The organism is Streptomyces sp. NPDC043870 (genome assembly GCF_056435785.1).
The window spans coordinates 1-2,015 of the sequence record NZ_JBWKDT010000128.1; the positions used below are offsets into that span (position 1 = coordinate 1).

1 protein-coding gene is annotated in these 2,015 nt (G+C 66.6%); it reads left to right on the top strand.

What is annotated here, in order from left to right; translation table 11 throughout:
- Positions 1-520 precede the first annotated feature (520 nt).
- Positions 521-1,864 carry a beta-propeller fold lactonase family protein gene (locus AC0699_RS39630; RefSeq protein ID WP_478671551.1) on the top strand — a complete coding sequence of 448 codons (1,344 nt, stop codon included), beginning with the start codon at positions 521-523 and terminating at the stop codon, positions 1,862-1,864.
- Positions 1,865-2,015 lie beyond the last annotated feature (151 nt).

Sequence of the window (2,015 nt, forward strand, 5' to 3'; positions counted from 1 at the left end):
GCCCAAGACCGTCCCACCCATGCAAAACCCCCGCTACACTCCCCACCGCCAGGCCGTTGACCAGCAGAAATACAGAAGTCCGGCTGGAGTACTAATCAGCGGCCCGGCTGATGGCCCTTTAGGCGAAGCTGCGTCCAGCCGGCGTACCTGAAGCAGAGGCCGTGCGCCAGGACAGCCACAGTCGCTCCCACCCGGCGACTGAGGTGTCCGCCTGATCCCCCGTTACCTTCACCACCCCGAGCGCTTCGAGTCATCCGTACGGTCCTATCAGGGGTTTCTGTGGAGGTGAGGGTTCGTTGCGGCGTTTACCTTCAGACCAGCGGTCGTCAACCGCCGCGGCGATCCCGGACCTGCATGACGGGCATCGATCACCGGTTCGTTTCGGAGCACTCGTACTCACCTCTGGTGTGGTGCGCTGCAGGAGGACTTGATGTCGGGTATTGCTGTAGGGGCAGGGTCGGAGCCAGGGAACGGGTGGCGAAGTGGCGGGGGTTCGTGGTGGGTGCTGGTGCGGGCCTGGGTGGCAGGGTTGGCGGTGCTGGCCGGCCTGGCCGTCCCGACCGCCGTGGCCACGCCCGCCGCCGCGCAGACCGGAACCTTCGCCTACGTCGCCAACCGCCTCTCGGACGACGTGTCGGTAATCGACACGGCCACCAACACCATCACCGCAACCGTCCCCGTCGGCGACAGCCCCGAAGGTGTGGCGGTCACCCCGAACGGCCTCTTCGTCTACGTCGCCAACCGCTTCTCGGACACGGTGTCGGTGATCAGGACCTCGGACCACACCGTCACCGCCATCATCCCCGTCGGCGACAACCCCGCCGCTTTGGCGGTCACCCCGGACGGCTCCCGCGTCTACGTCACCAACGCCGCCTCGAACAACGTGTCGGTGATCAGAACCTCTGACAACACCGTCACCACCACCATCCCCGTCGGCGGTGACCCCGAAGGTGTGGCGGTCACCCCGAACGGCCTCTTCGTCTACGTCACCAACTTCGGCGACGACGACAGCGTGTCGGTGATCAGAACCTCTGACAACACCGTCACCGCCACCATCCCCGTCGGCGGTGACCCCGAAGGTGTGGCGGTCACCCCGAACGGCCTCTTCGTCTACGTCACCAACTTCGGCGACGGCACAGTGTCGGTCATCGACACCGCCACCAACACCGTCACCGCCACCATCCCCGTCGGCAACGACCCCTTCGGCGTGGCCGTCACCCCGAACGGCTCCCGCGTCTACGTCACCAACACCGCCTCGAACAACGTGTCGGTGATCAGAACCTCTGACAACACCGTCACCGCCACCATCACCGTCGGTGACCGCCCCACCGGTGTGGCGGTCACCCCGAACGGCCTCTTCGTCTACGTCACCAACGCCGACGACGGCACAGTGTCGGTCATCGCCACCGCCACCAACACCGCCACCGCCACCATCCCCCTCGGCAACGAACCCATTGCCGTGGCGATCGGGACCGTCACCTCGGAGCGGATCCCGACCACGCTGATGCTGAAGGCGCAGAAGAAGAAGGGGCACGGGAAGTGGGGCAACCGTGGCGTCACGCTGACCGCCACGCTGACCGCCGAGGGCCTCCCCCTGGAAGGCAAGACCATCGAGTTCACCACCGACTCCACCTCGCTGTGCATCGAAACGACCGACAGCCGGGGCGATGCCACCTGCAAGGTCCCCGGCAAGCAGGACAGGGACGCCTGCTACACCGCCACTTTCGCCGGCGACGACACCTACCAACCCTCCACCGCCACCCTCTGCAAGAAAGACGACCACGGCAGGCCCAACTGGCCGGCACTGCTCAGCCAAGGCAGCGTCAGCATCCCCGACCTCCCGCTGGCCATGCCGCGAAACTGAGCTCACCGGCCACTTCAGTGCCGCCAGCAGACGCGCCCCCGCCCGACCCGCTAGGCTAGTGCTGGATTCCGCTTTCGCTGGGTATATGTGCTGGTGGCGGGGTGGTTCGGGTACTCGGGGCGGGTGCTGGACGGTGGTGTTGCGGGCACGG